Raw genomic sequence first — 26,226 nt, forward strand, 5'->3', positions numbered from 1 at the left:
TAGCCCCTGTCGACCGACCAGGGGCTGCCCGATCGAAACCCTGCCCAGATTTTTCTGGCGCCCAGCGAGCCGAACGCCATATGTCCCGCTTTCGACTCCATTCGCATGCCGAGGGGAAAAATTGCTTCAATTACCCAGGCGCGCCCCAAGCAACCTGTGGAAAGTCCAGCTATGATGCCCCGGCTCTGATCGAAGTGCAGAGCGGCGGCTCTTCCAGCCAGGGGGAATACCCCTCGCCCGCTTCAAGCGCTAAAAGGTTCGTGGCAACAGCTGCCCCAGGCTTTTGCTTCCGGGCTCCGCCTGCCTCAGCGAGGTAGAGCAGTAAAATTCATGCGGCTAATCATTTTGCCCACCATCCCCTTCTAGACGGTGCCTGCAGTCGGCGCCGCATATGAGAGATGTATGTACGCACCTATCCAAACTCGTTGCTTCAAAGCCTATGACATCCGCGGCCAAGTGCCGAGCGACCTCAACGACGACATCGCCTACCGCATTGGCCGCGCCTTGGTGGCCCAGTTGGGCGGACGCAGCTACGTGATAGGCCGTGACATGCGCCTTGAAAGCCCAGGCCTGTCCCGTGCCTTGATGCAGGGTCTGACCGAAGGTGGCGCCGACGTGATCGACATCGGCCTGTGCGGCACAGAGGAAGTATACTTCGCCACCAGCCATTTCAAGGCAGATGGCGGGATCATGGTCACCGCCAGCCACAACCCCAAGGGGTACAACGGCATGAAGCTGGTGCGTGAGCAGTCGCGTCCAATCAGCGGTGACACTGGCCTGAACGACATCCGCCACCGCGTTGAAGCAGGCGAACTTGGTACTAAGGCGGCCACGCCGGGCAGCGTGCGCGAAGCGTTCGACAAGTCTGCCTACATCGATCACCTGCTGACCTATATCGACCTGGGCGCACTCAAGCCCCTGAAAGTATTAGCCGACCCCGGAAACGGCGCAGTAGGCCCGGTATTGGAGCTGCTCAAAGCACGCCTGCCGCTGGATATCACCATCATCAACGGTGAACCGGACGGCAACTTCCCCAACGGCATCCCCAACCCGCTGCTGCCGGAAAACCGCGACCTGACTCGCCAGGCCGTGCTGGAAACTGGTGCGGACATGGGCATCGCCTTCGACGGCGACTTTGATCGCTGCTTCTTTTTCGACAACCAAGGGCGCTTCATCGAGGGCTACTACGTGGTCGGCCTGCTGGCCGAAATGCTGCTAGCCAAGCACCCCGGTAGCAAGATCATCCACGACCCACGGCTGACCTGGAACACCATCGAGCAAGTCACCGCCGCCGGTGGCCAGGCCATTCAGAGCAAGACCGGCCACGCCTTCATCAAAGAGCGCATGCGCGCCGAAGACGCCGTGTACGGCGGCGAAATGAGCGCCCACCATTACTTCCGCGACTTCGCTTACTGCGACAGCGGCAACATCCCGTGGCTGCTGGTCGCCGCGCTAATGAGCCACACCGGCAAGAGCCTGGCCCAACTGGTGGACGAGCGCATTGCGGCATTCCCGTGCAGTGGCGAGATCAACTACGAAGTGGCTGATGTAAAGGGTACCATCGAGAAAATTCTGGCGTTCTACTTGCCGCACAACCCCAGCGTCGACCGCACCGACGGCATCAGCGTCGAGTTTGCTAACTGGCGCTTCAGCCTGCGTGGTTCCAATACCGAACCTCTGCTGCGCCTGAATGTTGAGAGCCGGGCAAATGAGGCCCTGGTCGTTGAACGCGTCGCCGAAATTGCCCGTCTGATCCAGGAATAACCGGATCAGCAAATTTCTGGTGCCTCTGCGGTGTGCGCAAGTCCCCTTCGCGCATACCGCGGCATTTTGAGGCTGCCATGCAGCCCCTGGCCTTAAGCTTTTGCAAGCCTTCGGTACCCCTGGTACGGTTCCGGCCCACAGACCGTCTAGTCAGCATCTGACCGGCACATATCTGCGCTCCTTACTACGCAATACAAGCCTGTTCATCCGGTCGTTTTCCCCACGAGCAAAAGGTAGCTCGCGACTCCTACTAAAAATGATGGCAACATACCATCATACTCTGTACTGCCTTTCGTCTCGAATATGGCCAATTGGTTAGAACTTTCGACGACATCTGTAGCACCTCGCTTGACGCTTATGCCCTCTGACGCTTACCCTTCTGCCCCTTAGAACAGGGAAGTTTACGGAATAACCGTCAGAAATCGCCTCCGGGCGAGCCTTTCCTGAAGATGAATTCCGGCGTGCTCAGGCGCGCTGCATTGCTTTGCGGTCGCCATCTTGAAAGCTCGTTCGTCTCTCCAGATCCAAAAATCGGTCATCTTCGCTTTAGTCTTGCGCGAAGCGCGTGCACGCGTTGGGGGCACACGCATGGGTGCCTTGTGGATGCTGCTGGAGCCGTTGGTTCACCTCCTTCTCTTCACACTACTTTTTGCGATGCTGCGCGGCCGGACAGTGTCCGGGGTGGAATACCCGGTGTTCATTCTGGTTGGTATGGCGCCTTTCCTGCTTTACCGCAACACCGCACTGCGGATGATGGACAGCTTGCGGGAAAACCGCTCGCTCTTTGGCTACAAGCAAATTAAGCCCCTTGACACATACGTCGCCCGCGTCATTGTAGAAACCTGCATCGCAGCCACGGTTTACGCCATTCTGGTGTTCGGCTTTGCATGGTTCGGCTTCGACATGTCCATTCATAGCCCTCTGCAATGGATCGCTACCCTGCTAGTCGGACTAATGTTCGCTTTCGGCTTGGGAATGTTCCTGGCCATGCTCACCCACGCTTTGCCCAGCCTGAAGATCATAATTCGCATGGCCTTCTTCCCGCTGTATTTCATATCTGGTGTTCTGATCCCAGCCTCCTATCTGCCCCAAGCCATGATGCCAGTGCTGCTGCTTAACCCTTTCCTGCACCTCCTTGAACTGATTCGTGCCGAGGTGCTTCCGCATTACACTCCGGTCGACGGCGTGTCCGAGACCTATGTAATCAGCTTCACCCTAGTATTGCTGTTCCTATCCCTAGGTGCCTATCGCGCCCGCAGGATGCACCTGATTTCCACCAAGAACGGTTAAGTACAGGCCAAACGTGTTCGAGCTCAGAAACGTAACCAAGTCGTACCTTACGCCCAATGGTCGGCGGTATGTCTTCCGCAATCTGTCGCTGGCCATACCGCCAGGCAAAAACATCGGACTCATCGGCCGTAACGGTGCCGGCAAGTCCACACTGATGCGGCTGCTCGGGGGGGCTGACGTGCCTGACTCCGGAATTATTGCTACCGACCGCAGCATTTCCTGGCCTGTGGGCTTGACGGGCGGCTTCCAGGGCAGCATGACTGGGCGAGACAACATCAAGTTTGTCTGCCGCATCTATGGTGCGACCGGCGACGCCATGCGCGAAAAGATTCGCTATGTTCAGGACTTCGCAGAAATCGGTGACTGGATCGACGAGCCTATCAAGACCTATTCCTCTGGTATGCGCTCACGCGTGGCGTTCGGCCTTAGCATGGCTTTCGACTTCGACTACTACCTTATTGATGAAGTGATGTCGGTGGGTGACGCACAGTTCAAGCGAAAGTGCGCCGAAGTTTTTCAAGACAAACTGCAAAAATCGAACGTCGTGCTGGTTTCTCACTCCATGCCCGAAATCGAGAAGCTTTGTGACGTCGTTTTGCTAGTACGTAACGGTACCATCCAGGTGTACGACGACGTTGCCGAAGGCATCAAGGCTTATAACAGCTGAGCACCCTAATTCTCCATTATGCAGTACCGTTCGACTTCAAGGATGCATCCAACTATGAGCAGTACGGGTAAAAAGAAAGGCTGGCGCCTGGCAATCGCCATGGTGGTTTTGCCGATGATCCTGGCCGGGGTGTACTACGGCGCATTCGCCGTCGACCGCTTTGTCAGCTCCGCCCAAGTGGTGGTACGCCAGGATGGCAACAATCAAGGTGCGCAGATGCCAGGCCTTGCTACCTTGCTGACCGGCACCAACCCAGCCTCGCGGGAAGAGACCCTCTACCTGCGCGAATACATCACCTCAATGGACATGATGCTGCTGCTTGAAGACAAAGTGCAGTGGATCGAGCAGTTCGCCGCCCAGCGCAGCGACGTGTTCTTCTGGCTGGACAAGGACGCACCGCGCGAAGACCTGCTGAAGTACTACCAGCGCATGGTTTCGGCGCACTACGACGAAACCACCGGCCTGCTGCGTGTCGAGGTTCAGGCATTTACCCCTGAACTGTCCGAGAAAATGCTGCGTGTCATCCTTCAGGCCAGCGAACACTTCGTCAACGAAGTCAGCCACAACATTGCCCGTGAGCAGATGAAATTTGCTCAAGGCGAACTGGAAACAGCGCGCGTCAACTACTCCAAGCGCAAGACCCAGCTGATGGACTTCCAGAACGAGAACAAGGTGCTGGACGGTGGCAACACCGCACAAAGCCGAGCCACCATCATTGCGGACCTGGAAGGCCAGTACACCAAGGAACAGGCAGTTCTGACCGAGATGTCGTTCAAACTGCGCGCTGACGCTCCACAAGTCCGCCAGCAAAAGCAGAAGGTCGAAGCCATCACCCGTCAATTGGCGAAAGAGAAACGCTTGCTGGTTTCGTCCCCGCAGGGTTCGCAGCTCAACGTAGTCGCTTCTCAATTCCAACAGTTGACCCTTGATGCTGGTATCGCCGAAGAAACCTACAAGACCGCTGTTGCTGCGCTCGACAATGCTCGAATCGAAGCAAGCAAGAAGATTCGCACCTTGGTTACTGTAGTCAGCCCAAATACACCACAACTCGCCCTATACCCGGAGCGCTGGTACAACCTGGCAACAATCTTGCTTGGTCTCCTGATGCTCTACGGCATTACCCGCTTCATTCTGGCTTCGATCGAGGATCATCGTGATTAAATCCCTGGCTGCCTCCAAGTCAATCAATCTGAAGCTGGCAGCTCTCGCGCTGGCAACCATTGGCCTATCCGGCTGCGGTGGTACCCTATCAGGCGCTGGACCCTACAAAGGCACGATCGAGAGCAAAACAGAGGCATATAACCTCGTCGATATCAGTGCGAGCACCATTGCACCCTACATGGCAGGAGCGCCCCGCCCTGCCCAAGCTAATGTCACTAAGCCCCAGCCACCCGAGGTGCGCTTGGCTTCTGGTGACGTGCTGAACGTATTGATCGCCGACACCGCGCCCGAAGGCTCTGCAGTGTTCGCCCCACTTGCAACCGGTGGCACTCAGCTGAAATCGCGTATCGATGCTCAGGGCATGCTGTCATTGCCTTATGTTGGGCGCCAATTTGTAGCGGGCATGACGCTGAATCAGGTTGAGAACATGATTCGTCGTCAATTGAAGGGCATCACAACCGACGTACAGACCCATGTCGAACTTGTCGGAGATCTGTCCGGCTCAGTACTTGTTGCTGGGGCAGTCAAGACCCCAGGACGCTTCAGCACCTTGCAAGGCCCACTTACGTTGCTCGATGCAGTTAACCAGGCAGGCGGTCCTGTTCTAGAGCCGCACCTGGTCAACGTTACCGTGCGGAATGGTAGCCAAGTACAACAGTTCAACTATGAAGATGTCCTCGCTGGCAACAACATGGTGCTTCGCCCAAACTCCGAAGTAGTGTTGGACCGTGCACGTCAGCGCTTCGTCGCGATGGGTGCAGTAGCCGAACCTGGTTTGAAGGATCTTCCCAGCCAGAACACAAGCTTGCTAGACGCGTTGGGTAGTGTTGGCGGTTTGCGCGAAGCAAATGCCAACCCGGAAGGGGTTTTTGTTTTCCGGATGGGCAATGGAAACCAAACAAAGCCAACTGTTTTGCGTCTGAATATGCGCGATCCAGCAGCCATTTTCTACGCTCGCCAGATTGTAATCAAACCTGACGACACTATTTATGTCACCAATGCGGCGGTTTACGAGTGGCAAAAAATTATCGCACCAGTTGTCCAGACGATGCTGCTCGGCCGCGCCACTGGCGCTTACAATTAATTATCTGATCAAGGATAAGGAAATTAAATGATCCCCGTCATACTTTCCGGAGGCTCTGGGTCAAGGCTGTGGCCTCTATCCCGGGCTATGCACCCGAAGCAGTTCCTCGCCATCAGCGGTGAGCAGACACTATTTCAGAACACACTGACGCGCCTCGCGGGCATTCAGAGTGGACCTTTGAAACCGATAGTAGTCAGCAACGAGAATCATCGCTTTTTGGTAGCGGAACAATGTCGTGCTCTTGGAATTGCTCCGAACAGCATTCTGCTTGAGCCTGTCGGGCGTAACACGGCACCAGCGATTGCTGCTGCAGTGATTCAGTCGATGCGCGCTGGTCAAGATGAACTGCTCTTGGTTCTGCCTGCAGACCACGCGATCGACGACTTGGAGAGTCTGAGCACAGCTTTTGCTGTGGGCGCAGAAGCAGCCCGGGACGGCAAGATCGTTACATTCGGCATTGTACCCAGCAAACCGGAAACCGGTTACGGCTACATCCGTGTTCCTGAAAAAGCTTCTGGGGCACAGCGAGTAGAATCGTTTGTTGAGAAGCCCGATCTTCCAACTGCGGAGAGCTACCTTGCAGACGGTCGCTACTATTGGAACAGCGGTATGTTCCTGTTCAAAGCCTCCACGATGCTTGAAGAGCTTAGAAAGTTCGCACCAAAGCTAGTTCTGGCGGTTGAAGCTGCGATCACACTTTCTACTTCGGATCTGGACTTCATTCGCCTTGACCCCGAAGCGTTCAGCGTAGCAGAAGACATCTCCATTGATTACGCTGTCATGGAGCGCTCTGATGAAGTAATGGTCGTCCCTTTGGACGCAGGCTGGAATGACGTAGGTTCTTGGTCTGCGGTATGGGAAATTTCGACCAAAGATGCAGACGGTAATGCGACTCGCGGCGACGTGCTATTGGAAAAGGCTTCCAATACCTATGTCCATGCAGAGCACCGCTTGGTATCGGTTCTTGGTCTTGATGACGTGGTAGTCGTGGAAACTGCCGACGCCGTAATGGTCGCATCCAAGGCTAACGCGCAGGATGTTAAAGTACTGGTAGACCGCATCAAGGAGAGCAAACGTACTGAAGCGTCCAATCATCGTAAGGTCTATCGCCCTTGGGGGGCTTATGACTCTATCGACAACGGTTCACGCTATCAGGTCAAACGTATCACCGTAGCGCCTGGCCAGAAGCTGTCAGTACAGATGCATCACCATCGTGCCGAGCACTGGATTGTAGTAACAGGCACAGCCAAGGTGACAATCGGAGAGAAGCAAATTTTGCTGACTGAAAATCAATCGACATACATTCCAGTAGGTGTAGTTCATGCGCTGGAAAACCCAGGGAAAATTCCTCTGGAGATGATTGAGGTGCAATCTGGGACCTACCTTGGCGAAGATGACATTGTTCGCTTTGAAGACAGATACGGCCGTGCCCCAGTTGCACCGGCTGAAACAATTTAATTAACTTTTAACACTCGAGTTTGCGAAGATGAAGAACGGTGTATTTGAAATATTGGCCTTGGGTGATCGCTTTTCGGCGGCCTACAGAAGCATTGAGGAAACGATTCGCTATTTCGGCCAACTTACTTTCAGGGAAGAAGGGTCTTTCGAAAAAGCCGATGACGTAATATCCTTCCTCCGCAACTCATCCTTCGACATGGTCATCATGCCAAACCCATACGGCAACGAACGTCGCCGTTGGGTTTATACTCATCTGAAAAACTTCGGCTTCCCCGTTCTGGTGTTTGACCGCGGCGCACTGCCTGGTTCATGGTTCTTCGACATTGGCTTTAACGCAGACAGTGCCACCTACCACCCAATTCGATGGGACAAGCCGCTCACTGACGATGAAACTGCTGCAGTTGAGGCCTACATAGCTGATGCAAAAAACCATGCTCCATTAGAAGCGCAAAGCCCAGCTATCGGCGGAGAAGCGCTAAAAAAAGAGCTGGGCCTGGAGGGCAAAAAGGTACTCTTTGTACCATTCCAGCGCCCCTCTGACACCACAATCAAATTCTTCAGCGGCCCAGTTGGAAACTATCAGAACTTCGTCAAGCTGGTAGCAGACACCAAAACGCAACTCCAGCAACTGTCTAACGATTGGGTTGTAGTTGCGAAGAAACATCCTCTTGAGCAAACGCGCCCGGTCGCAGACGTTATCTTTGTTGATGACGACACCCATGTCCATGACCTGATCGAGATGTCCGAAGCTGTACTTCTTGTAAATAGCGGCGTTGGAGTGATTGCCGCACTATTTGATAAGCCAGTACTCTATGCTGGTGACGCATTCTACGCGCACCCCAACTTCAACCGCAACGTGCAGAAGCCACACGACGTTGTTTACCTATTGCAGAACGGGTTCCACTTCGACAAAGAAACCCGCAATAGGTTCATCCACCACCTCGTTAACTCCGTTTACTCTTTCGGAACTTTCGAAACAGAACTTGTTGCCCAGAAAGATGGCTCGTACAGAAACATCACTCGGAAAATTCATTTCGACAAAGTAAACCTGCCGGACGAATTTAAAAAAAAAAGAACCTTCTCTTTGTAAGTCCAGTAATCCCAATCCCGATTAACCGGGGGAGCGCTCATCGTACAGATCAAATGATCCGAGCGCTCTTGGACCTTAATGTCCGTGTAAAACTTCTATTACTGAATCAGAGCGAAGAAAAAACCTCGTCCGTTGAACTGAAAGAGCGCCTAGAGGCTCACTATAACTCTATCAATCTAACGGTCGAGGTTCGCCGGCATCCGAATTACTCGGAAAAAGGCAAGAAGAAGACCCGCATCCAAACTCTTTTGGCTAAGATCCAAGAGCGCCTAGATAAACTTCGTTACGAAGACGCCCTGATCAACAACAAACAAGCTCTTCCAGAAAATTTTGAAAAGCTTGTAAAAGATCAACTCGGCACAGGGAACTACGACCTAGTCTGGTTCAACTACATGAAGATGATGCCAAGCAACCTACCGAAAGGTCGCACCCGAGTTATCGTCGACATGCACGATATGCAGTCTGCTCGTATTAAAGCCGACGTGCTTCCCACCCTGCCAAAGCTGAGACGAGCGAAATTCCTAAAGGTGTTTACCAATAGCGAAATCAAGTCTCTAAACAAGTGCGACCTGGCAATTTCGATCTCACCCATTGAAACAAAAGCGATCGAGGATATTTACCAACCCAAAGCCAAGGTTGTAACACTGAAAGCAACCGATGATCCGCGGTTCGGTTATAGCCGAAAGCGCACACATGACATTAGCTTTATTGGCTCCAATTCTGCACCTAATGTGGACGGGCTAGTGTGGTTTATCGAGCAGGTATTGCCGATCGTCGCAGCGTCTTTGCCAAGAACTCGATTCCTCATCCAAGGGAACGTGACCCGTGGAAAAATCGTTAAAGGCGCCATCTCAAACTCTCCACATAGGCAGATGATCAAACAGCAAGGTTTTGTTGAATCTCTGGCCTCAGTATACGCAGAATCTAAAGTTATGATCTGCCCTATCCGATATGGCACCGGCATGAAAATTAAAGTAGTCGAAGCCATGGCATACGGAAAAGCAATTGTTGGTACGAGCATTGCCTTTGAGGGTATTGATACCTCCGAGGGCTTGGTCTGCCATGATGATGCTGAAGCGTTCGCGGAGAGCGTCATCGAACTGATCAGGAACGAAGAGTCTCGTCGCACAGCTGAAAAAGCTGCAGCTTTGACGTTTGCCAATCAGCATTCGTACAAATCACTAATCGAAAGTATTCGCGACGATGTTTTAGCTGCTAAAGAGGTTTCGTGACGAAACCTTATTCCGCAGCGTCCTACCATGGACCAACTCACTCGACAATGAAGAGCTCGATCATTAAGCATATGCATTACTGTCCGCAAAACCGACGCCAGCCAAGCATACTGACAACTATTAACAGCGCCTTTAGTTAAGGCCAAAAATTTTACTAGCATATAAGCTCATGAAATCGCTTGCGAGTTTTGACAATAGCAGTTTAGTCCTGCATTTTCTCCGCATGCAATCAATTGGCAATAACACACGAGAGAACCCAAATTGAAAATCACACCAAACATGCAGTGCTCTAACTCCAGCCCCTTTGTACTGTTCGGCGGCATCAATGTACTTGAGTCCGAAGACCTCGCGCTGACCGCTTGTGCCGAGTATGTCCGGGTTACCGAGAAGCTGGGTATTCCTTATGTTTTCAAAGCAAGTTTTGACAAAGCAAATCGCTCGTCAATTCACTCGTACCGCGGTCCAGGCATGGAAGAAGGCCTGCGAATCTTTGAAAAAGTCAAATCTGAATTTGGCGTTCCAATTATCACTGACGTTCACGAAATCTACCAGGCCGCCCCAGTAGCAGAGGTTGTTGACATACTACAACTCCCCGCCTTTCTAGCACGCCAAACTGATCTTGTTGTGGCTTTGGCAAAGACTGGCAAACCAGTGAATATCAAAAAACCTCAGTTCCTGAGCCCATCTCAGATGCAGAATATCGTTCACAAATTTAATGAAGCAGGTAATGACCAGCTAATTCTCTGTGATCGCGGATCCTGCATGGGATACGACAACCTGGTCGTGGACATGCTTGGCTTTGGAGTAATGAAGCGCACGTGTCAAGATCTGCCTATCATCTTTGACGTGACCCATGCACTTCAAAACCGCGATCCATCCGGTGCAGCGTCCGGTGGCCGTCGTGAACAAGTTGTGGACCTGGCTCGGGCAGGTATGGCAGTAGGCCTGGCCGGCTTGTTCCTTGAGGCGCACCCGAACCCTGACCTCGCTAAGTGCGACGGTCCAAGTGCACTGCCACTTGATAAACTGGAGCCATTCCTGGAACAAATTAAAGCACTGGATGATTTGGTGAAGTCGTTTGCACCACTGACCATCGCCTGAAGCCAAGCCAATCGAAGCAAGGATTGTGAACATGGCAAGCTCTGAACAACGGGTCGCAGTTGTGATCCCGGCACGCTATGGATCTACCCGTCTTCCGGGTAAGCCTTTAGCTGACATCGCTGGAAAACCAATGATACAGCACGTGTACGAGCGTGCTTTGTTAGTGGCTAACGCCCAAATTGTAGTTGTTGCCACCGATGACGAGCGTGTGGCACAGGCAGTACGCAGTTTCGGTGGTAACTGTGTGATGACGTCACCTAACCATCCGTCTGGCACAGATCGCTTGGCGGAGGTAATGGCCGAGATTGATGCTGATATATATATCAATCTACAAGGTGATGAACCACTGGTTCGTCCTGCAGATATTGAGCAGCTAGCAGAGGGCATGCTAGCGGACAAAAGCGTGAGTATTGGCACGCTGTGCCATCCAATTGACTCTGCAGAGGCTAGTAATCCGAATACGGTGAAGGTAGTTCTGGCTACAAACGGTAATGCTCTTTACTTTAGCCGTTCGCCCATTCCGTTCCCCCGCGAAAGCGAAGCAGCGACCTATCTCAAACATGTTGGCGTCTACGCCTATCGCCGGCAAGTTCTGGCTGAATATACAGGCCTACCGCAACCGATGATTGAGAATGCTGAAAAGCTTGAACAATTGCGGCTGCTTGCTGCGGGATATTGCATCCGCGCATTCCAAGTTGAACCCACAGGGCCTGGTGTAGACACCCCAGAATGTCTGGAGCAAGTCAGAGCCATTATCAGTGGCAAACCGGTCGCTATGAAGCCTACACTGGCAGATATAAAATTAGTGATCACCGACGTTGACGGCGTTCTCACTGATGGCGGTATCTATTATGACGCTAACGGAGAATGCCTAAAGCGATTCCATGTTCGTGACGGTATGGGCATGCGCTTATTGGAAGAAAACGGCGTACGGGTTGCAGTACTTTCCGGGCGTGACTCCGCCACTTTGCGCAAGCGAGTTTCTGATCTTGGCATCAGCCTTTTTCAGTTCGGAGTGAAGGACAAACTGATCGCCTGCGAACAACTTATGGCAGAAGCTAACGCAGAGAAAACACAGACGGCCTGCATTGGTGATGACAGTATTGATCTCCCGGCTTTTGCAGCGTGTGGTATTTCTTTTGCTGTGGCCGATGCCCCCAGCTACGTGTGTAATGCAGCCACTTTCACGCTAAATTCTTCTGGTGGCACGGGCGCATTCCGAGAAGTCGCCGACGCCATATTGCATGCTCAAGGAAAAGATGACGTTCTGAGCACCTCCACCGGATACTCTCGAGTCATGGCAAAAATGGCGCAGTAGTCTCACGGAAGCGATGAATTTGTTAATATAACCGTCTCGACACATAATGCTTGGCTCCAGCCCAGCCATTATGTGTCGAGACTTACCACCCGCTCTCCAAAATCTAGAAGCTCTGCACGTCCGACCTTTCCACTCACTACCAAACATATTTAATCAACGCCACTCACCCCCTCCTCGTACTGCTAAAATTCCAATACCCGGCCGCTGCCACGCACCCGCTCACCCCCACTTCAATTGTAACTAGTACTAATTATTTAGAACACCATCAGCTCCAAGGTCGAAGCCCGTGTTACGAGCTCGTACTCAGGTGCTCCCAAGCAGCCAGATTCTTACTTGTACGACCTGAGATTTCTCCCCTACCGACCGCTTCTTCGGTCACAATCCACGCTGCAGTTCAAGGCAAAGCCGAGGAATAGTCTCAACACTGGCGGCCCGGCTGACCTGTGCTCTTGAGCATCTGCTGCAATGGTTGACACTACGAAACCTTGCTTAGGATACTGGGGCAAGCTAGAGTCACGAGTCAGATGACGAAAAATTCTGACCTGAGAATTTAAGGTGGTCATAATCAACAATGAATAAAATTATTAACTGCACCCTCCTTGGGGGAAGCAACTCAGTTTTAAAGTTTGGATTAGGCTCTGGACTGGAAAGTGTTTGCCACGTAAAGAGGCTTGCACTTGGGGCAACAACATGCATTCAAAATCTTTACGAGGCCGTGAGAAATAGAGATCTGATCAAAAACTCCGACTTCGTCGTGACAGAGTCCAACGTCAATGACTCACACTTTGCCTGCATGCAACCCTTATCTATACATGTCTTAGAAAGCGAGATAAATGAGTATTACCGCATACTTAGCGAACTGAACAGAAACGTGTACGTTGTTATACTTCCCGCTAACTTCAGAGCTCGCCACATTGAATCCCAGTCAGTAATGGACGCTATCAACAACATTCATTACTCAAACTGCCTTACCTACGGCTTCAAGGTGATCGATTTATCTTGGATTGCGCGCGAGCTACCCGAGGCCGACATATACAACCTCATTCCCCACCCAAGGCATTTAAATGAAGGTTATCTCCACTTCCTTGGCCAAAATATTGCAAAACATGCCTTATTGCACCCGTGCACCCTAAAACCCACTCAAAACTCTGGACCAAATTACTCATTTATTTCATCAACTGAACTGGACAAAGATTGCTGCATAGAAAAGAAGAACTCAGCATTCAACGAGCAGATACTGCCACTCAACAGATCATATACCCTACCTGAATGGGCGACCGGAAAAGAAATAGTCGCACTTTCTGCTTGGTGCGACAGTTACTCCCAGTTTAGAATCACCACAGAGAGCGTCACCACTACTAAGTGTTTCTCTAAGCTCTATTCAGTATGGGAGTTTGCCACTCCAATCAAAATATCAGCGACAACAACAATCGAAACTGCCCTGGACAATCCGCCACCCACCGACATTTCGCGCATGAGCAAATATAACGCAGCAGCTAATTGCGTACCATTTGGATTTTCTGGGCTATTAGTTAGAGATGGAGCACCAAACCAGAGGCCTCACGAAGAACACGTCAAATCCCAGATCGACATATCGTCCGAAGTCACTCCTGATATAAGGCCCTACATTAAGGCCTGCCACTCATTAATAGAAAACCGTTATCTCTACACGCAAACCGATATCGACAAATTAAAAAATGAGATCGAAAAACTCGAACTAAAATTAGCAGCAACGCAGCAAAATCATACCCAAGACCCTTTGTGCTTACCATAATGGTCAAATCACTTTTGGTTATCGACGGGCAATAGCCAATCATGAGCCAATCGCCAGAGAAGCCCTGCAATTTACGGCAGGGCTCGTGGCCCACATGCTATCTCCAAGCAAATACCAATAACATATGCATCTGACAGAAGATATAATTTAATTTATAAAGCACACCATGCCACACCCGCACTTATTAACTCATCAACAGCCTCAGGGAACCGCCTCATGACAGAAATACTTGTTAGCGGAAACTATGAAGATGACATGGGTAATCGAGTATTTGCCCCAGCAGGACTACACAAGGTTTACGTTGACTTCAAAGGAAATAATAATACCCTGCTGATTGATAATTCGAGCGGAATTAGAAATACACTTATAAATTTTCCATCAAACTCAGGCTCTTGCACGATCGGTGCCAATGGGAACTACTGCGGAAAAATACGAATTGGCTGGAATTGCACAGTTATTATTGGCTCGGAGGTAACTTGCACAACTGCATGTGCTATCTACACAGCAGAAGCCACTTGCGCCCTCATTGGGGACGACTGCATGATAGCCGCACACGTTATTATTCGAACTGAAGATTCGCATGCAATATTTGACGTAGAGAGCGGTAACAGGCTAAATCCCTCAAGAGACGTTGTCATAGGTCGACATGTTTGGCTTGCGGAGGATTCGGTAGTACTTTCCGGATCCAGAATTGGGGCCGGCTCGGTTATTGGTATAAGGTCAGTAGTAAAGGCAACTATCCCAAATAACTGTACTGCGGCTGGAATACCATGCAAAGTAATCAAACAGCATACTGCATGGGAACGACCAAACATTGCATTTGGCGAACCCTGGGTTAGAAATAACGCCAAAGCGCAGAATCTTATGGAAACGAAAGACGCATGGCAGCGAACTAATAACAGCACCAAAGATATAAGCATCGGCAGATACTCATATGCGACCCTCAAAACCATTCAATCTAAAAACTCAAGTCTGATTATTACCGACCTGGTCGAGTGATTTCAGGCGCCCTTGAGCCTCAAAAAACTTGATTAACATGGGCGCCTGACTATTGGCTAATCGAAAATTTCTACCACTCCGACCACTGCACCACTCTGATCCACCACTGCCAGTGCTCGGATTTTATTATCCAACATGTACGCTTCAGCCTCTGAAAGCTGAGCGTCCTCTTTGATGGTATGTGGATTGGCGGTCATGAACTGCCCAACACTAGCTTGAATGATGCCTTCATCGTCAACCAGAGCACGACGCAGGTCCCCATCAGTCACTATCCCTACCAGTTTTTCCTCATCCATGACCACAGTCATCCCCAAACGGCTCCGTGTCATTACAAGCAAACAGTCATGGAAACTGGTGCTCGGCAAAACGACAGGAGCGGGAGAATGCATGACATCACGCACTCGAGTCAGCAATTTGCGGCCAAGGCTACCACCGGGATGGTAACGAGCAAAATCCATTGGCTTGAACTGGATAGCTTCGATCAGCGCTACCGCCAGCGCATCGCCCATAGCCATGGTGGCCAGAGTCGAAGTGGTTGGCGCCAGATTGTTCGGACATACTTCACGCTCGACCGAAATGTCGAGCCAGATGTCTGCATGCTTGGCAAGCGTAGATTTGCCACTCCCTGTCATGGCAATAATCTTGTTACCGAACGACTTAAGGCTTGGAATCAGCTTGATCAGCTCTTCGGTCTCACCGCTGTAGCTGATGAGGATCAGTACATCAATCGGCTTGAGCATGCCAAGGTCGCCGTGGAAAGCTTCTGCTGGGTGCAGGAAGAAGCTAGGGGTTCCGGTAGAGGCGAAAGTGGCGACCATCTTTTGGCCGATCAACCCTGACTTACCCATGCCACAGACCACTGTGCGGCCTTTGCAACCGAGAATCAGTTCAACGGCACTCTGGAACTCGCCATCCAGGCGTTCGGCCAGATGAGTAACGGCTTGAGCCTGAGCGATGAGGGCTTCTTTGGCGATGCTGAGGTGATTCATTTTCGTCCCTGACGACAGCTGAGTATATGCGAAGACGCGAATGTTAAGGTTTTTGTAACAGGAAGCAAAGCGCGGAAACTGCAGACCCTGGACTAACTGACTGGTGGGCGCTGCATCTGGACATCGCACATGCCCAGATTAAATCCAGTGATAGCATCTTGATATCACCCCGCATCCTCTTCTCCTTCCTCTCTCTCGCCTTTTTTTCACTCAGCATTTTAAGGCCATTTGAATTCCCCTACGTACCGTGTTGACACACGCCTGATTGCATTCAATTTTCCGGCCTCTCAGCGCGTTTTTTGCTGGAGGATCAACGATAGGATGCCCCTCGACAGTAGAATCACCAGGGATGCACCATCAAGGGATTGAGCCCAACTTGCGAACCTGACAATGCGGATGACGGTGGAGCCGGCGGTCTCAACTACGCTTGGAGATGCATAGCTTCATTTGGCCCCATGGAAACCTGGTCCTCGGGAGGCCGGTAAAACACTGGGCGTTCAGTCCATCCTTCCCTTCCAAATCAATATCTTGTTGTAACTTTTCATTGTGCAAGGGGCTCTCATGCAGCAGCATACCCCCTTTCTCAGCTTCAAATTGGACGTATGGCAGTGGCAACATGGATGTTATGAATCCTTCTACACGACGGCACGCTGCCAGCAAAACGCTCTACCGCTGGCAATCAGCCTCACTCGAGAGCCATCTACATGGCCTTGTCCCTCAATGGGAAGGTAAGGCTCTGGAGATCACGACCGAGGTTCTGGGCGCGAATGCATCATTTGTAAATTACGTCCGCCACCATCGCCTGCAGGACCCTTGCACCGGGCAGCCCGTCGAGATAGTGGAAAAGTCGATCCGCAAAGTAGCGCTCGTCAGCAGCCAGGAAGCACGTTTCCATCGTGCCGATGGGATGTTGGCTGGAAGCACGAACTTTCAGTACCCCGCTTGCCTGGGCGTAATCGAGACACCTTGGGAAAGCTTGATATTCACCGAATTCGTGCGCGGCATGCCTCCACGTATGCATGCAATTGCCAAACAGTTGGCGCTTGGCATTACCGAGCTCGAAAGCCTGAGCAACGACTACCTCGTGTCGCAGCCCCTCGCCAAAACGCCCTTGTATTGGAGCATGGACTTCTTCAGGCCTTGGTTCCTGCTGCGGCCACGCTTCAATTTTGCCCGCTGCCTTCCTGCACTGGCGCAGCTCGGCCTGGAAGACGAACGCTTTGCAAGCCTGGCTGAGCGTTTCAAAGCCTTTTTGCCATTGACTCGCGATATGGCAGCCAAGGCCCGGCGCAGCCCACGTTGCATCAGCCATATGGATTACCTTCGCAAAAACCTGTTCGTAGACAACGGCCAGCTGCACCTGATTGACTGGAGCGAGGTAAAGGTTGGGCGGATTGGCTTCGATGGTGGGGCCTATTTGGGCAGCCTGTTCCGGCGCAAGGAAATGAAGGTATTTTTGACAGCACAGGCCGAATTCATCGAGGCATACCGAGCGGCCCTGCCAGAGCGCTTCGATGTTGAGCAGGCGCTAGGAAACTTACGCTACGTCTTTCTACTCACAGCGCTGTTCCATTGCCTGCGCCCGGAGACGGTCGCTGAGTATCGGGAAGGCGACCGCATGCCGTTACTGCTGGAGAAATACACCTACCTGCTGGGGTTGCTCGACAAGGGATGAATCGGCTTTTTGCGCATGAAGCCACCCAGCTTCTCGGACAAGCCCGCGTATACATAAAGGCGCGTGACACAGGCGTTTCAGGGAGTTTGCGGGGAATAGATATCATTTTGATGCCATAGGTCATCATTTGCACAGATCGTCTAATTTCTTTTTGCGATTTTTGCCCAACGGCGCGCCTACAATTGTGAATTTGTATTAAGATTCGCCACCCCTTTGTTTTCAATGGACCCGCAGGGCTATCAGCCCCTGCCGCCACTTTGTTGAATGGATGCCGCTCCACGTTTATGGACGACGCTTCGCCCCGCCCTCGCCTGCTGGTCCTGTCAAAAGGTGCCCAGCGCATTAGCACGTTGCCTGCATTGCTGCCCGAATTCGCGCTGCAAAACGGTGCCGTACGCGATGTCGAGCTCGCTGACTGGGTAATGGCTTGGGGCCGCAAGCCAAGTGCCATCAAGGCAATGGCCCAGGCGGTCAAGGCCGGCAAGCCCGTACTCACGCTGGAAGACGGTTTTATCCGCTCCGTAGGCCTGGGCGCCGACGAGCCGCCCTTGTCGCTGATCGTCGATGACGTGGGCGTGTACTACGACGCCTCCCAGCCGTCCCGCCTCGAGCAGCTGATCGCCACGCCCCTCGACACCGACCAAACCCAACGTGCCTTGGCGCTACGTACCTTGTGGCAGCAGCAACGGGTGTCCAAGTACAACGACGCACGCATAGAGCTGCCAGCACTGCCGGCGGACTGCGTGCTGGTGGCCGACCAGACTTGCGGCGATGCCTCGTTGCAAGGTGCAGGCGCCGACGACTTCCGGGCCATGCTCGATGCCGCGTTGGCCCGTTACCCGCATAGCACCATCGTGCTCAAGGTACACCCTGACGTGGTGGCCGGGCGCAAGGCCGGGCACTTCGACCTGGCGGCGCTGGCCAACAACCCGCGGGTGCAGGTGCTGGCACGCAATATTCATCCAGCCGACTTGCTGCCGCGCATGCGTGCAGTGTTCGTGATGACGTCGCAACTGGGCTTCGATGCCCTGCTATGGGACGTGCCGGTGCACACCTGGGGCATGCCGTTCTATGCCGGCTGGGGCCTGACCGACGACCGCTTGCCGGCGCCTTCGCGCCGCATGCCCGTGCCGTTGGCGCAACTGATTCATGCCAGCCTGGTGGCTTACCCGCGCTATGTATGCCCGGAGCGTGGTCAACCGTGCACGCCAGAGGTGCTGATCAACTGGCTGGGCCTGCAACGGCGGCACCGCAGCGTACTGCCAAGCGCCGTACAGATGCTGGGCTTTAGCCGCTGGAAAGAGCCACTGGCAAACCTATTTTTCAATGGCGCGGCCATTCGCTTCGTCAAGCCCGAGCAACCGCTGGCGCAAGACGTGGCCGTGGTGTCCTGGGGCTGCAAGCACGACACCAGCCTTTGCGCCCACCCACTGCCCGTCAACCGGGTGGAAGACGGCTTTCTGCGCTCGGTCGGCCTGGGCGCCGGCAAAGCGCGGCCGTTGTCGTGGGTGGTCGATGACCTGGGCATCTACTACGACGCCACCCGGCCTTCGCGCCTGGAGCGCATCCTGGCCGACGAACCATTCAACCCGCAGCTGCTGGCCCGCGCCCATGCGTTGCGCCTGGCCATCTGCGCGGCGGGGCTGACCAAGTACAACTTGCCCGGCGCCAGTTGGCAGCGCCCGGCGCATGCGCAACGGGTAATCCTGGTGCCTGGCCAGGTGGAAGGCGATGCGTCCATCCGCTTTGGCGGCAACCGTATCCGCAGCAACCTGCAACTGCTGCGCGCAGTGCGCGAGCAAAACCCTGATGCGTGGGTATTGTACAAACCCCACCCTGAGGTGCTGGCCGGCACCCGCGCCCGCGGTGACGACGAAGCGCAAACCGTGCACTGGTGCGATGAAGTGATCGGCGATGCGCCGCTGCAGCAATTGCTGGAAGTGGTCGACGAATTGCATGTGCTGACCTCGCAGTCGGGCTTCGAGGCCCTGCTGCGCGGTGTGCCGGTGACGACCTATGGCCAGCCGTTCTACGCAGGCTGGGGGCTGACACGCGACCTGGACCTTCAAGCACCGGTGCAGGCGCGGCGCAGCCGACAACTGACGCTGGATCAGTTGGTAGCGGGCACCCTGCTGCTTTACCCCACGTACGTAAGCCTGGTCACCAACCGCTTCACGACCGCCGAACAAACCTTATACGAACTACAAAATTGGCACGCCTTACCGCAGCCTGGAGCTCCCTCCCGATGGCAGGACTTGAAACGACGCTTGAGCAGTTTGTTGGGCATGAAGCGCCCGACCAACTGAATGCAAGGGCGACGCGTGGTCCGCTGCTGCGTATCCCGTCACACAATTTTCTGCTTCTTCAGGGGGTCAGTTCGCCCTTCTTCAGTCGCCTTGCCAAGGGGCTGCGGGATATCGGCCAGCGGGTGCACAGCGTGCGCTTCAATGTGGGCGACGCCCTTTATGGCCCCGGTGGCGCGCGGCTGACCTGCCCGCATCGCCCGGAAGACATGGAGGCCTGGTATTCGCAGGTGTTCCGCCAACTGGATATCACCGACCTGGTGCTGTTCGGCGACTGCCGCCCGGTACACCGCCCGGCCGTGATCCTGGCGCGTCTGTCGGGTGTGCGCGTGCATGTGTTCGAGGAAGGCTACTTCCGGCCCTACTGGGTGACGCTGGAGCGCGACGGTGTCAACAACAACTCGCGCTTGCCACGTGACCCGCAGTGGTACCGCGATGTGGGCAAGCACATTCCGCGCTATCAGAATGGCAACCCGTTCAAGCTGTCGTTTGCCGCACGTGCCACGCACGACGTGCTGTACCACGCCGGTGGCGCGCTCAACCGGCTGTGCTTCCCGCGGTACCGCACTCATGCGCCGTTCAACGCGGCCACGGAGTATGCCGGCTTTATCCGCCAGGGCTTGCGCCTGCTGCGCGCCCGGGTGCATGACGACGCGCTGGTGGCCGAAGTAGCCCGCGAGCGGCACCCCACGTTCCTGCTGCCATTGCAGCTGGACAGCGACTCGCAAATCCGCGACCACTCGCCGTTCCAGACCATGACCCAGGTAATCGAGCATGTGATCGAATCGTTCGCGCTCAACGCGCCGTTCGATGCGCGCCTGCTGGTGAAAAACCACCCGTTGACGCCCGGGCTGGTCAACTACCGCAAGGTCACCGAGCAGTTGGCGCGCAAGTACGACGTGGCCGAGCGTGTCGACTTCATGGAAAGCGGGCACATGCCTACGCTGCTCTCGCACATCACCGGCATGATTACCGTCAACAGTACCGCCGGGGCTTCAGCATTGCTGCACCACCGCCCTACCTGCACACTGGCAGAGCCGATCTACGCTATGCCGGGGCTAACCCACCAGGGCGGGCTGGATGATTTCTGGCAGCAGCCCGAAGCGCCCGACAACACGCTGTTTCAACGCTTCCGCAACACCGTCATCCATACCACCCAGGTCAACGGCGGCTTCTACACCGCCTGCGGCATGGACATGGCCGTGGCCAACTGCCTGGAAGTGCTGATGGCGAAAACCTCAAGAATCGAAAAATACCTATGAGTTCGCACGCTTCACCCCGCTGCATCCTCATCACCGGCGCCACGGGCGGTATCGGTGGCGCGTTGGCGCCTGCCTACGCCGCCCCGGGGGTGACGCTGATCCTGCAAGGCCGGCGCCAGGACCGCCTGGCCGAAATGGCCGAACAATGCCGCGCCCTGGGTGCCCAGGTGCTGCTTGAAGCCCTCGACGTGCGCGACCTGGACGCCCTGCGCGCCATGGTACGGCGGGTGAGCGAAGCCCATCAGCCCGACCTGGTGCTGGTCGGCGCCGGGCTGAACACGGCCGTTGGCGCCAATGGCGAGGCAGAAGACTGGGACGACAGCCGCGCCCTGATGGAAGTGAACGTGATGGCCGCCCTGGCCACCGTCGAGGCGGCTCTGCCGGCCATGCGCAGCCGTGGCAACGGGCAAATCGCGCTGTTCAGCTCGCTGGCGGGCTGGCGTGGCTTGCCGGTCACGCCTACCTACAGCGCCAGCAAGGCCGCCATCCGCGTGTACGGCGAGGCTATCCGCGACTGGCTGGCGCCGGAAGGGGTTAAAGTGAATGTGATTGTGCCGGGGTATGTGGAGTCGAAGATGTGCTTCGAAATGCCCGGGCCCAAACCGTTTTTGTGGACCGCCGAAAAAGCGGCCCGGCGTATCAAGCGCGGGCTGGCGGCGAACCAGGCGCGTATCAGTTTTCCGTTCCCGCTCAACCTGGGCACCTGGCTGCTGGGGCTTATCCCGCAGTGGCTTTCTTCGATGATCCTGCGTGGGCTGAAGTACAGTGATTGATGTTTCCATGTTGCCGGTTGCCTTGATCGGCCTTGGCTTGACCGTAGCGGTCGAGCGACTGCTGGTTCCACGCCCTGCCCTGCGCCGCCCGGCCGATTGCTGGCTGCTGCATGCAGGGCTGTGGTGTGTGGCGTTCGGGCTGTTGTATGCGCTCACGGCGCGGCCATTGTTCAGTGGCGTGAATGTGTTGCTGCTGTGGCTGTTGATCGTGCTGGTGAGCAACGCCAAGTATCACTCGCTGCGCGAGCCGTTTGTGTGCGCAGACTTCGAATATTTCAGCGATGCAGTGAAGTTTCCGCGGTTGTACTTGCCGTTCTTCGGTTTTGGCAAGGCAGCGCTACTGGCGGTGGGGTTTCTGGTTTACCTCTGGGCGGGGTTGAGCTTCGAGGTGCCGGGCGCGCGGCTTGAGGCGTGGCTGCCGTTGGCGGTAGGCCTGGGGTTGTTGCGCCTGGGGCACCGGCCTGTGCAGCCAAGCTTCGATGCCGAGCGGGATGTGCGTGGCTGGGGGCTGGCGGCCAGTTTGTGGCGGTACTTCTGGGCGGCGCGGGCGCCGGTTGATCGCAACGCGCTGGGGTCGCCGTTTGGCGGGGAACCGGCGGCGGCCCCTTCGCGGGGCAAGCCTGCGAATGCGTCGGCACAGCAAACGGTACCTGCGGCAAGCCCGCTGCCAGACCTGGTCTCGGTGCAGAGCGAATCGTTTTTCGATGTGCGCGGCCTGTGGCCCGGCGTGCGGCCGCAAGTACTCGGCCAGTACGACCTGCTGGCCAGCCAGGCCTTGGCCCGTGGCAAGCTGCAAGTTGCGGCGTGGGGGGCGAACACGGTGCGCACCGAGTTTGCCTACCTGACCGGTATCCCGGCTGATCGGCTTGGGGTGCACCGCTTCAACCCGTACCGCGTGCTTGCGCGCCAGGGGTTGCCCAGCATCGCCTCCAGGCTCAAGGCGCAGGGGTATCGCACCATCTGCATCCACCCTTATGACGGGGGTTTCTATGGGCGCAACAAGGTGCTGCCGGCGCTGGGCTTCGATGAGTTCATCGATGTAAAGGCGTTCAACGCTTCGCAAAAGGCCGGGCCGTTCATTGGTGATTGCGCCGTGGCAGAAAAAATCCGCGAGCTGCTGCAGGCACCTGGCCGCACCCAGCCGCTGTTCATCCATGCAGTCACCATGGAGAACCACGGCCCACTGCACCTGGAGAGCGTGGCGGCACACGAACTGCCTGCCTGGTTCGACCGCCCGCTGCAACCGGGCATGCAGGACCTGGCCCCCTACCTGCGCCATATCTGCAATGCCGACCGCATGCTGGGCATGCTGCGCGAAACGCTGATGGCCCAGCCGAACGAGGCGCTGCTGTGTTTCTTCGGTGACCATGTGCCGATCTTGCCCGAGGTGTACCAGGCCGTTGGTGCACCCGCGGGTGATACTGACTACCTGGTGTGGTCCAACCGCCGCCAGCCTGGCTGCGGGGCCAGGCCAATGCCGGTGCAGCAGTTGTCCAGTGCCTTGCTGGCCCATGCCCAGGCGCCGGCAGCCAGCCAGCACATGCCTGCGGCCAGCGCAGGGGTAGCCTGATAGCGTGGTGCATATCGTTTTGGGATCGGACCTGCCACCACAGCGCGCCGCAGACCCGGCCCTGGCCCGCTTGCTGGCCGAGGGGCGGGGGTCGCTGGCGTTTCTGATTGGCGATAACGCCTGCCGCTATCGCCTGCTGGGGGCCGCTATCCACTGGGACCGTGTGCTGCTGGCCTTCGACGGCGAGCAGGCGCTGGGCTTTGCCGCGTTCAAGCATGGCCGGCGCGGGCCGTTTGCCTTGCACTGGCGGCCGTTCATTCGTGAATTTGGCGTGCTCAGTGGCTGGGTGCGGTTTATCGGCTTCTGCCTGAGCGAGCTGCGCGAATGGCGCTACCCGTTCTTGCTGTACGGGCTGCGGGTCAGCAAGCCCGCGCGCCAGCAGGGCGTTGGCTCGGCGCTGGTGCAGGCGTGCTGCGCGCATGCCGCCGGGCAGGGCTTTGCCCAGGTCGAGCTGGAAGTGCCGCTGAGTAATCATCGGGCACAGCACCTGTACCTGCACAATGGCTTTGCGCTGCGCCGCAAGCGCTGGGTACCGTTCCCCCCGGTGCGCAATATGTGGCGGGCCGTGTAATGCACAACACGCCGCCCGTTGTACCCCACCCGCCCGAAGGTTACCTGCCACCCGAAACCCTGGTAGACGGCACTGGCTGGGTGGGCATCATGTCGCAATGGGTAGCCTGGAAGGTCCTGCACCTGCCACAGTTCCTCGGCCCGGAAGGCCCGCCCTTCTGGCTGTGGCGCCGTGGCCGCAAGGCGCCCAAGGGGCTCAAGGCCATTGCCGGTATCGGCTACAAGCAATCGTCGGCCCATGCCCGGGTGCTGTGCCAGCGCTGGGGCCTGCCGTATATCGCGCTGGAAGACGGCTTTTTGCGTTCGTCTTCGCTGGGCATCGAGGGCGATACGCCAATGTCCATGGTGGTCGACCCGGTGGGCATCCACTACCTGGCCGACCGCCCTTCGCTGCTGGAAAACATCCTGCAGCGGCCCGAAGCGCTTAGCGCATACGAGTTGGATTGCGCCCGCGAACTGATTGCCTTGATGCGCAGCAGCGGCATCGGCAAGTACAACAACGCCCAGGACCTGCCCGCCGACGACCCGCTGGGGCGCGAGCGGCCGTTGGTGCTGGTGGTGGACCAGACTGCCGGGGATTATTCGATCCCGGGGGGCGGGCTGTGCGAAGCCGACTACGTGCGCATGCTGGATCAGGCCCTGGCGGAAAACCCGGATGCCGAGGTACGCGTGCGCATTCACCCGGACTGCCTGGGCGGGCAAAAGCCCAGTTGCCTGCTGGATGCCGCGCGGGCCCGTGGGGTAACGCTGGAGGCGCGGCCGGTAGCCTGGGCGTCACTGGCCCGGCGTGCCCGGCGGGTGTACGTGGGTACCAGCCAGGCCGGGCTGGAGGCGTTGATCCAGGGCGTGCCGGTCACCTGCTTTGGCCTGCCGTTTTACGCGGGCTGGGGGCTGACCGATGACCGCATGGCCATTCCTCGCCGGCAGGCCCGGCCAGACCTGGTGCAACTGGTGGCGGCGGCCTATGTGCGCTACTGCCGCTACGTCAACCCGCTGAACGGCCAACTGACCGATGCCTTGACCGTTGCCCGCCAGCTGGCCAGCACAAAAGCCCGCGATGCGGCGTTTGCCGGTCCCACTACGGTATTGGGCGTGAAGCGGCACAAGCAGCACAACATAAGGCGTTTTTTTGCAAGCCGTTGGGGGCAGTTGCGCTTCAGCGTGGACGGCCCGCAACTGGTAAACCAGGTGGCTGCCGAACAGGGGCGGCTGCTGGTATGGGCTGCGCGCGAGCCGGCCGGCCTGGCTGAGCGTGCGCGCCAGGCGGGGGTGCCACTGTGGCGGGTCGAGGATGGTTTCCTGCGCTCCACTGGGCTGGGTGCTACCAACAGCCCGGCGCTGTCGCTGGTACTGGACCGGGGTGGCATTCATTACGATGCGCAGTCTGCCAGCGACCTGGAGCAGCTGTTGCAGCATGGCGACTATGATGCCCCAAGCCTGGCCGAGGCGGCGCGCTTGCGGGCGCAGATCGTTGCCAGCGGTACCAGCAAGTTCAACCTGCGCAGCAAGCTGCGCCCGGCCCTGCTGGGGCAGCCGGGCCAACTGCGGGTACTGGTGGTGGGCCAAGTCGAGGATGATGCCTCGGCGCTGTGCAGCGGTGGCGGTGCCGGGTGCAACCTGCGCCTGCTGCAACAGGTGCGCGCGCGGTTGCCCGATGCGTGGATTGTGTACAAGCCGCACCCCGACGTGGAAGCCGGCAAGCGCCGCGGGCAGATCGCCCCGGCACAGTTGGTGGGGCTGGCCGACCAGGTGCTGGCAGGTGTGGACATCGCCGGCCTGTATGGCCAGGTCGATGCGCTGCATACGCTAAGTTCCACTGCGGGCTTTGAGGCCTTGCTGCGCGGGCTGCCGGTGGTCACCTACGGCACGCCGTTCTATGCCGGCTGGGGTTTGACCGAGGACCATCAGCCCTTGCCGCGGCGCACCCGGCGTTTAACCCTGGACCAGTTGGTAGCCGGCGCCCTGTTGCGCTATGCGCGCTATGCCGACGTCCAGCAAGACCTGCCCTGCGATGCCTGGCACGCCCTCGCCTGCCTCAGCGCGCCGCACCCGGCCCGCGTGGCCTGTCGGCGAGTGGCGCCGTTGCTCAACTATACCCGGACCATGCTCGGCTGCGGCCGGCCACTGGCCCCATCAAAGGACTAGA

The 26,226-nt window shown here is 56.3% G+C and carries 20 protein-coding genes; 19 read left to right on the forward strand and 1 reads right to left on the reverse strand.

Annotation, left to right across the window (positions count from 1 at the left end; translation table 11 throughout):
- Positions 1-402: 402 nt before the first annotated feature.
- From JOY50_RS15915 to JOY50_RS15970, 12 genes are all read left to right on the forward strand, one after another.
- Positions 403-1,764 (forward strand): phosphomannomutase, encoded by a 1,362-nt coding sequence (locus tag JOY50_RS15915; protein ID WP_243055493.1) that lies wholly within the window; start codon positions 403-405, stop codon positions 1,762-1,764.
- Between the two features lie 498 nt (positions 1,765-2,262).
- On the forward strand, positions 2,263-3,054 hold the full coding sequence (locus tag JOY50_RS15920) for an ABC transporter permease (RefSeq protein ID WP_243055494.1): 792 nt from the start codon (positions 2,263-2,265) through the stop codon (positions 3,052-3,054).
- A 13-nt stretch (positions 3,055-3,067) separates the two neighbouring features.
- Positions 3,068-3,721, forward strand: coding sequence for an ABC transporter ATP-binding protein (locus JOY50_RS15925; protein ID WP_243055495.1), 654 nt, complete (start codon positions 3,068-3,070; stop codon positions 3,719-3,721).
- A 54-nt stretch (positions 3,722-3,775) separates the two neighbouring features.
- Positions 3,776-4,882, forward strand: a complete 1,107-nt coding sequence (locus tag JOY50_RS15930; protein WP_243055496.1) for an ABC transporter permease — start codon at positions 3,776-3,778, stop codon at positions 4,880-4,882.
- Positions 4,875-5,966, forward strand: a complete 1,092-nt coding sequence (locus JOY50_RS15935) for a polysaccharide biosynthesis/export family protein (RefSeq protein WP_243055497.1) — start codon at positions 4,875-4,877, stop codon at positions 5,964-5,966. The genes JOY50_RS15930 and JOY50_RS15935 overlap by 8 nt, the downstream gene beginning before the upstream one ends.
- A 27-nt stretch (positions 5,967-5,993) precedes the next feature.
- Positions 5,994-7,424, forward strand: a complete 1,431-nt coding sequence (locus JOY50_RS15940) for a mannose-1-phosphate guanylyltransferase/mannose-6-phosphate isomerase (protein ID WP_243055498.1) — start codon at positions 5,994-5,996, stop codon at positions 7,422-7,424.
- A gap of 28 nt (positions 7,425-7,452) precedes the next feature.
- Positions 7,453-8,514, forward strand: coding sequence for a CDP-glycerol glycerophosphotransferase family protein (locus JOY50_RS15945; RefSeq protein WP_243055499.1), 1,062 nt, complete (start codon positions 7,453-7,455; stop codon positions 8,512-8,514).
- A gap of 68 nt (positions 8,515-8,582) precedes the next feature.
- Entirely contained in the window at positions 8,583-9,746 is a 1,164-nt protein-coding gene (locus tag JOY50_RS15950; protein WP_243055500.1) for a glycosyltransferase, read from the forward strand.
- Between the two features lie 261 nt (positions 9,747-10,007).
- The gene (gene kdsA, locus JOY50_RS15955) at positions 10,008-10,847 is read left to right on the forward strand and encodes a 3-deoxy-8-phosphooctulonate synthase (RefSeq protein WP_259374982.1); all 840 of its coding nucleotides are present in this window, start codon (positions 10,008-10,010) and stop codon (positions 10,845-10,847) included.
- Positions 10,848-10,878: 31 nt separating this feature from the next.
- Positions 10,879-12,165 (forward strand): 3-deoxy-manno-octulosonate cytidylyltransferase, encoded by a 1,287-nt coding sequence (gene kdsB / locus JOY50_RS15960; protein ID WP_243055501.1) that lies wholly within the window; start codon positions 10,879-10,881, stop codon positions 12,163-12,165.
- 571 nt (positions 12,166-12,736) lie between these two features.
- Complete coding sequence (locus tag JOY50_RS15965) at positions 12,737-13,939, forward strand: hypothetical protein (RefSeq protein ID WP_243055502.1); 1,203 nt, start codon at positions 12,737-12,739, stop codon at positions 13,937-13,939.
- Between the two features lie 216 nt (positions 13,940-14,155).
- Positions 14,156-14,938, forward strand: a complete 783-nt coding sequence (locus JOY50_RS15970; RefSeq protein WP_243055503.1) for an acyltransferase — start codon at positions 14,156-14,158, stop codon at positions 14,936-14,938.
- Positions 14,939-14,994: 56 nt separating this feature from the next.
- Here the strand turns inward: JOY50_RS15970 and JOY50_RS15975 are convergent, their stop codons facing one another.
- Positions 14,995-15,927 (reverse strand): SIS domain-containing protein, encoded by a 933-nt coding sequence (locus JOY50_RS15975; RefSeq protein WP_243055504.1) that lies wholly within the window; start codon positions 15,925-15,927, stop codon positions 14,995-14,997.
- 616 nt (positions 15,928-16,543) lie between these two features.
- Here JOY50_RS15975 and JOY50_RS15980 point away from each other — a divergent pair.
- The 7 genes from JOY50_RS15980 to JOY50_RS16010 all read left to right on the forward strand — a co-directional run bounded on the left by JOY50_RS15980 (position 16,544) and on the right by JOY50_RS16010 (position 26,225).
- Positions 16,544-17,602, forward strand: a complete 1,059-nt coding sequence (locus JOY50_RS15980; RefSeq protein WP_243055505.1) for a phosphotransferase family protein — start codon at positions 16,544-16,546, stop codon at positions 17,600-17,602.
- Between the two features lie 284 nt (positions 17,603-17,886).
- Positions 17,887-19,908 carry a capsular polysaccharide biosynthesis protein gene (locus tag JOY50_RS15985; RefSeq protein WP_243055506.1) on the forward strand — a complete coding sequence of 674 codons (2,022 nt, stop codon included), beginning with the start codon at positions 17,887-17,889 and terminating at the stop codon, positions 19,906-19,908.
- Positions 19,848-21,167, forward strand: a complete 1,320-nt coding sequence (locus JOY50_RS15990) for a capsule biosynthesis protein (RefSeq protein WP_243055507.1) — start codon at positions 19,848-19,850, stop codon at positions 21,165-21,167. The genes JOY50_RS15985 and JOY50_RS15990 overlap by 61 nt, the downstream gene beginning before the upstream one ends.
- Positions 21,164-21,940 carry an SDR family oxidoreductase gene (locus tag JOY50_RS15995; protein ID WP_019471912.1) on the forward strand — a complete coding sequence of 259 codons (777 nt, stop codon included), beginning with the start codon at positions 21,164-21,166 and terminating at the stop codon, positions 21,938-21,940. The genes JOY50_RS15990 and JOY50_RS15995 overlap by 4 nt, the downstream gene beginning before the upstream one ends.
- A gap of 7 nt (positions 21,941-21,947) precedes the next feature.
- Positions 21,948-23,510, forward strand: coding sequence for a sulfatase-like hydrolase/transferase (locus tag JOY50_RS16000; protein ID WP_243055508.1), 1,563 nt, complete (start codon positions 21,948-21,950; stop codon positions 23,508-23,510).
- A gap of 4 nt (positions 23,511-23,514) precedes the next feature.
- On the forward strand, positions 23,515-24,081 hold the full coding sequence (locus JOY50_RS16005; protein WP_132844620.1) for an N-acetyltransferase: 567 nt from the start codon (positions 23,515-23,517) through the stop codon (positions 24,079-24,081).
- The gene (locus tag JOY50_RS16010) at positions 24,081-26,225 is read left to right on the forward strand and encodes a capsular polysaccharide biosynthesis protein (protein WP_243055509.1); all 2,145 of its coding nucleotides are present in this window, start codon (positions 24,081-24,083) and stop codon (positions 26,223-26,225) included. The genes JOY50_RS16005 and JOY50_RS16010 overlap by 1 nt, the downstream gene beginning before the upstream one ends.
- Position 26,226: the final 1 nt, after the last annotated feature.

Source organism: Pseudomonas sp. BP01, from assembly GCF_022760795.1.
GTDB lineage: Bacteria > Pseudomonadota > Gammaproteobacteria > Pseudomonadales > Pseudomonadaceae > Aquipseudomonas > Aquipseudomonas putida_Q.